Consider the following 5442-nt stretch of genomic DNA (forward strand, 5'->3'; position numbering starts at 1 on the left):
GCAGCTGCTGGATGCCGCGGGGCCGGCGCCTGCGACCTTGCCCGGGTCTGCCGCGCCGGATGCCCGAGACGCGGTGGGCCCGGCCGCCGGCGGGGGAGCGGCGCCCGGAGACCTCATCGGCATGCGGGACCGTGCGCTGCTCGAGCTGCTGTACGCGACCGGCGCGCGCGTCTCGGAGATCGTGCAGCTGGATGTCGACGATGTCGGCCGCGGCGAGGTGCTGCGGGTGAGGGGCAAGGGCTCGAAGGAGCGCATCGTGCCGGTCGGGTCGTACGCACGCGCTGCGCTCGACGTCTACCTCACACGGGCGCGCCCCGAGCTCTCGCGGCGAGGGCGTGCGACGCCGAGGCTCTTCCTGGGTGCGCGCGGCGCGCCGCTGTCGCGGCAGAGCGCGTGGCTCGTCATCCAGTCGGCCGCCGAACGCGCGCACCTGACGGCCCACGTCTCGCCGCACACGCTGCGCCACTCGTTCGCGACGCACCTGCTGCAGGGAGGCGCCGACGTCCGTGTCGTGCAGGAGCTGCTCGGGCACGCGTCGGTGGCGACGACGCAGATCTACACGTACGTGTCGGTGGATGCGCTGCGCGACGTCTACGCCACCTCGCACCCCCGGGCGCGGTGAGTCGTCGACCCGTCCGCGCGGGTCGTATCTGCCGCCCGCACGGCGCTGTGCCGCGTGAAATCGCGGTGGCCGACTAGTATCGAGCGAGCACGAGGAAGCGGGAGCACGGTGGCTGACAGCAGGACGAAGACAGGGTCGGCGAAGACCTCGCAGTCCGAGGTTCCGATCGGACCGACCGGACGTCCCTATCACGGCTTCGCCACGCCGCCCAAGCTCGACGGTCACGGCCCCGCTCGAATCATCTCGCTGTGCAACCAGAAGGGCGGCGTCGGCAAGACGACGACCACCATCAACCTCGCCGCGGCTCTCGCGGCGTATGGGCGCAAGGTGCTCGCGGTCGACTTCGACCCGCAGGGCGCGCTGTCGGCCGGGCTCGGCATCCAGACGCACGAGACCCCCACGATCTACGATCTGCTGCTGGACGGCAAGCGCGACGCGCGCGATGTGATCGTGCGCGCGCGCGTCGAGAACCTGGACGTCCTTCCCGCCAACATCGACCTATCCGCCGCCGAGGTGCACCTGGTGAACGAGGTGGCCCGCGAGCAGACGCTCTCGCGCGTCCTTCGCCACGTCGCGAACGACTACGACGTGGTGCTCATCGACTGCCAGCCCTCGCTCGGTCTCCTCACCGTGAACGCGCTCACCGCGAGCCATGGCGTGATCATCCCGCTCGAGTGCGAGTTCTTCGCGCTGCGCGGGGTGGCGCTCCTCATCGAGACGATCGACAAGGTGCGCGACCGACTGAACCCGACCATCACGCTCGACGGCGTGCTGGCGACGATGTACGACCCCCGAACCCTGCACTCGCGCGAAGTGCTCGAGCGCGTCGTGGACGCCTTCGGCGACGACGTGCTCGAGACGGTGATCGGCCGCACGGTCAAGTTCCCCGACGCGTCCGTCTCCGGCATGCCCATCACCGAGTTCGCGCCCGAGCACGCCGCCGCGCAGGCGTACCTGCGATTGGCGCGGGAGCTGGTCGCCCGTGGCGCTGTCGCCTGACCCTTCGACGAGCTCGGGAACCGAGGAGGAACCGGGGTTCCGCGTCAGCCTGTCGAACTTCGACGGCCCGTTCGACCTGCTGCTGAACCTGATCTCGAAGCACGAGCTCGACATCACCGAGGTGTCGCTGTCGAAGGTGACCGACGAGTTCATCTCGTACCTGAGGCAACTGGGCCCGGAGGAGGATCTCGACGAGGCATCCGAGTTCCTGGTGGTCGCGGCGACGCTGCTCGACATGAAGGTCGCGGGCCTGCTGCCGCAGGGTGAGCTCGTCGATGCGGAGTCTGTCGCGCTGCTGGAGGCGCGCGATCTGCTCTTCGCCCGTCTGCTGCAGTACCGCGCGTTCAAGGAGGTCTCGGCGTGGTTCGAGCGGTGCCTGCGACGCGAGGAGCGGCGGCACACGCGCTCGGTGCGCCTCGACGAGAAGTACCGCAATGCGGTGCCGGAGCTCGCCTGGTCCCTCAGCGTCGACGACTTCGCCGCGCTCGCCCTCCTGGCGATGACGCCGAGAGAGATCCCGCGCGTGGGCCTCGACCATCTGCACGCGCCGCTGGTGAGCATCAGGGAGCAGGCGGCGATCGTGGTGACACTGCTGCGGGATGCCGGCAGTCTGACCTTCCGTGAGCTCATCGCCGGCGTGAACCAGTCGGGAGTCGTCGTGGCGCGGTTCCTGTCGGTGCTCGAGCTCTACCGCCACGCCGCCCTCTCGTTCGAGCAGCTCGAGCCGCTCGGCGAGCTGACTCTCCGCTGGAGCGCGCAGCGGTGGTCCGACGAGAACCTCGCGACCCTGGGAGCCGACTATGACCGATGACACAGCTGATGCGCCGCAGGTGGCGACGGACGACGTCGCGCGGCGCCTGGAGGCGATTCTGCTGATCGTCGAGGAGCCGCAGAGCCTGGTGAGCCTCGCGGCGGCGGTCGGGGCGCCCGTCCCCGCCGTGCGGCAGGCGATCGAAACGCTCGTGGACGACTACGACGGCCGAGCGGGCGGCCCCGTGCGCGGGTTCGAGCTGCGTGAGGTCGGCGGCGGCTGGCGGCTGTACGTCCGCGAGGAGCTCGACGACCTGGTGAGCGAGTTCGTCGGCGGTCAGGCGCCCTCGCGGCTGTCGCAGGCCGCGCTCGAGACGCTCGCCGTGATCGCGTACAAGCAGCCGGTGACCCGCGGCCAGGTCGCGTCCATCCGCGCGGTGAACGTCGATTCGGTGGTGCGGACGCTGCTGGCCCGCGGACTCATCACCGAGCTGTTCACGGATGCCGAGACCGGCGCCATCAACTACGGCACCACGGACGCACTGCTGGTGCACCTCGGCATCAACTCGCTGGACGAGCTGCCCCACATCTCGCCGCTGCTGGACGGCGCCGACGAGGTCGCGGGCGACGTCTTCGACGGAGGGCCACGGCGATGACCGATCAAGAGGCGCAGGGCCCACGCGAGGCGACGGAGGGGGTGCGTCTTCAGAAGGCGCTCGCGAACGCGGGGGTCGCGTCGCGCAGGGTCGCCGAGCAGTACATCGTCGAGGGACGCGTGCGCGTCAACGGCACCGTCGTCACCGAGCTCGGCTCCCGCATCGACCCCGACCGCGACCTCGTCGACGTCGACGGCACGGCGGTCCAGCTCGACCAGTCCAAGCGCTACGTCATGCTGAACAAGCCGACCGGCGTCGTGAGCTCGATGAAGGACGACCGAGGTCGCCCCGACCTTCGTCGCTTCACGAAGGACTGGCCCGAGCGGCTGTACAACGTGGGGCGATTGGATGCCGAGACCAGCGGCCTGCTCGTGCTCACCAATGACGGCGAGCTCGCGCACGTGCTCGCGCACCCGTCGTTCGGCGTGACGAAGGTGTACATCGCGAAGGTGGAGGGCGTGGTCACGTCGCAGACGATCCAGAAGCTGGTGCGGGGCATCGAGCTCGAGGACGGATCGATCGCCGCGGACAAGGCTCGCCTGCTGTCGGCGTCGGCGGAAGGCGGCGGGTCGCTCGTCGAGCTGACGCTGCACTCGGGCCGCAACCGCATCGTGCGGCGCATGATGGATGCGGTGGGGCATCCCGTCGTGGAACTCGTGCGCCGGCAGTTCGGACCCCTCCACCTGGGAACACTGCCAGCCGGGCGTGCCCGCGAGTTGACTAAAGTGGAGCGCGGCGCTCTGCTGACTCTCGCGCGCCGTGACACCTCGTCCACTCAGGCGGGAGAGGGCGAACAGGAGACGTAAGTGACCGATTCCGCCGCGCGCGCCGCCCGCGACCCGGCCGGCCTCGCACCGCGTGTGCAGGGCACGGTGCGGATCGTCGGCACCGGGCTGCTCGGCGCGAGCATCGGCCATGCGCTCAGCGCACGGGGCATCGATGTCGCGCTCGACGACACGTCGCCCTCGCAGCTGCGCCTCGCCGTCGACTACGGTGCCGGCCGGCGCGCGACCGACGGCGACGATCCGGCGCTCGTGGTGGTCGCCGTCCCGCCCGACGTGACCGCCGACGTCATCGAACGCGAGCTGGCCCGCTTCCCGCGGGCGGTCGTGACCGACGTCGCGAGTGTCAAGCTCGAACCGCTGCGCACGCTGCGGGAGCGCGGTGTCGATCTCACGCACTACATCGGTTCGCACCCGCTCGCCGGTCGCGAGCGCGGGGGAGCGATCTCGGCGCGAGCCGACATCTTCGTCGGCCGCCCGTGGGTGGTGTGCCGCGACGAAGAGACGCCGTCCGCCGACCTCGCACTCGTCGAGGCGCTCGCGCTCGACCTCGGCGCGACGCCGATCGAGATGTCGCCCGAAGACCACGACCGGGCGGTCGCGCTCGTCTCGCACGTGCCGCAGCTGGTCGCGAGCCTGCTCGCGGGACGGTTCGTCGACGCGCACGACGACAGCCTGCGGCTCGCGGGCCAGGGCGTGCGCGACACGACGCGCATCGCGGCATCCGCTCCCGAGCTGTGGGTGCAGATCCTCGGAGCCAACGCCGAGCCGGTGGTCGACGTGCTCGACCGCCTCGCGGCGGATCTCTCTGCGGTAGCCGACGCGTTGCGGGCTCCCGATGCGCCAGGAGCGCGGCGCGCAGTGGCCGACACGATCCGCCGAGGCAACGACGGGGTCGAGCGCCTTCCCGGCAAGCACGGGCAGAACCGCCGCTTCGAGCAGGTCGTCGTGATGGTCGACGACACTCCGGGCCAGCTCGGACGCCTGTTCGGCGAGCTCGGCGAGCTCGGCGTCAACGTCGAAGACCTGCGCCTGGAGCATTCGCCCGGCGCCCAGTTCGGCCTCGCCGAGATCAGCGTCGTCCCGAGCGCGGTGCGCCCGGCCGTCGACGGCCTCGAAGCGCGCGGCTGGAAGATTGCGAGCACCACCAATGACTGACCCTTCGACGAGCTCAGCAACCGGAAGCACGAGCCCAGGGGACGCGAGCACCGTGATCGTCGCGATCGACGGCCCTGCCGGCAGCGGCAAGTCGAGCGTCTCGAAGCAGGCCGCGCGCCGTCTCGGCTACGGCTACCTCGACACCGGGGCCGCCTATCGTGCCCTCGCGTGGCACGCGCTCGAGCACGGCATCGACACGTCGGACGCGGCATCCGTTCTCGACGTCGCCAGCGATTTCGACTACGCGATCTCACTCGACCCCGACGCGTACTGGGTGCGGGTGGCCGGCACCGATGTGACCGACGCGATCCGCGAGCCGCGCGTGTCGGACGCCGTCAGCGGCGTCGCGCGCGTGCCCGCCGTGCGCGAGTCGGTGAACGCGCTGTTCCGCGCGCTCGTCGCCGGGTCGGGGCGCCCGGGAGTCGTGGTCGAGGGCCGCGACATCACCACGGTGGTCGCGCCCGATGCGCCGGTG

7 protein-coding genes are annotated in these 5442 nt (G+C 71.0%); all 7 read left to right on the forward strand.

Annotated features, from left to right (window positions below):
• Positions 1–622: tyrosine-type recombinase/integrase (locus EIO58_RS11900; RefSeq protein ID WP_240658773.1), on the forward strand; the 622-nt coding region annotated here is incomplete at its 5' end.
• A gap of 108 nt (positions 623–730) precedes the next feature.
• The gene (locus EIO58_RS11905) at positions 731–1621 is read left to right on the forward strand and encodes a ParA family protein (RefSeq protein ID WP_127819727.1); all 891 of its coding nucleotides are present in this window, start codon (positions 731–733) and stop codon (positions 1619–1621) included.
• A complete protein-coding gene (locus tag EIO58_RS11910) occupies positions 1611–2432 on the forward strand; it encodes a segregation and condensation protein A (protein ID WP_127819730.1) in 822 nt (273 codons plus the stop codon). The genes EIO58_RS11905 and EIO58_RS11910 overlap by 11 nt, the downstream gene beginning before the upstream one ends.
• Positions 2422–3027 carry an SMC-Scp complex subunit ScpB gene (gene scpB, locus EIO58_RS11915; protein ID WP_127819728.1) on the forward strand — a complete coding sequence of 202 codons (606 nt, stop codon included), beginning with the start codon at positions 2422–2424 and terminating at the stop codon, positions 3025–3027. The genes EIO58_RS11910 and scpB overlap by 11 nt, the downstream gene beginning before the upstream one ends.
• Complete coding sequence (locus EIO58_RS11920; RefSeq protein ID WP_127819729.1) at positions 3024–3833, forward strand: pseudouridine synthase; 810 nt, start codon at positions 3024–3026, stop codon at positions 3831–3833. Before scpB ends, EIO58_RS11920 begins: the two co-directional genes overlap by 4 nt.
• Positions 3834–4967 (forward strand): prephenate dehydrogenase, encoded by a 1134-nt coding sequence (locus EIO58_RS11925; RefSeq protein WP_205789242.1) that lies wholly within the window; start codon positions 3834–3836, stop codon positions 4965–4967.
• Positions 4960–5442: (d)CMP kinase (locus EIO58_RS11930; RefSeq protein ID WP_240658778.1), on the forward strand; the 483-nt coding region annotated here is incomplete at its 3' end. The genes EIO58_RS11925 and EIO58_RS11930, both read left to right, overlap by 8 nt.

Source organism: Microbacterium sp. CPCC 204701 (assembly GCF_004010105.1).
Taxonomy (GTDB): Bacteria; Actinomycetota; Actinomycetes; order Actinomycetales; family Microbacteriaceae; genus Microbacterium.

Bases quoted from the DNA above. Each gene is read 5' to 3' on its own strand.
- EIO58_RS11920 (WP_127819729.1), top strand. From the start codon at position 3,024: ATGACCGATCAAGAGGCGCAGGGCCCACGCGAGGCGACGGAGGGGGTG.
- scpB (WP_127819728.1), top strand. From the start codon at position 2,422: ATGACCGATGACACAGCTGATGCGCCGCAGGTGGCGACGGACGACGTC.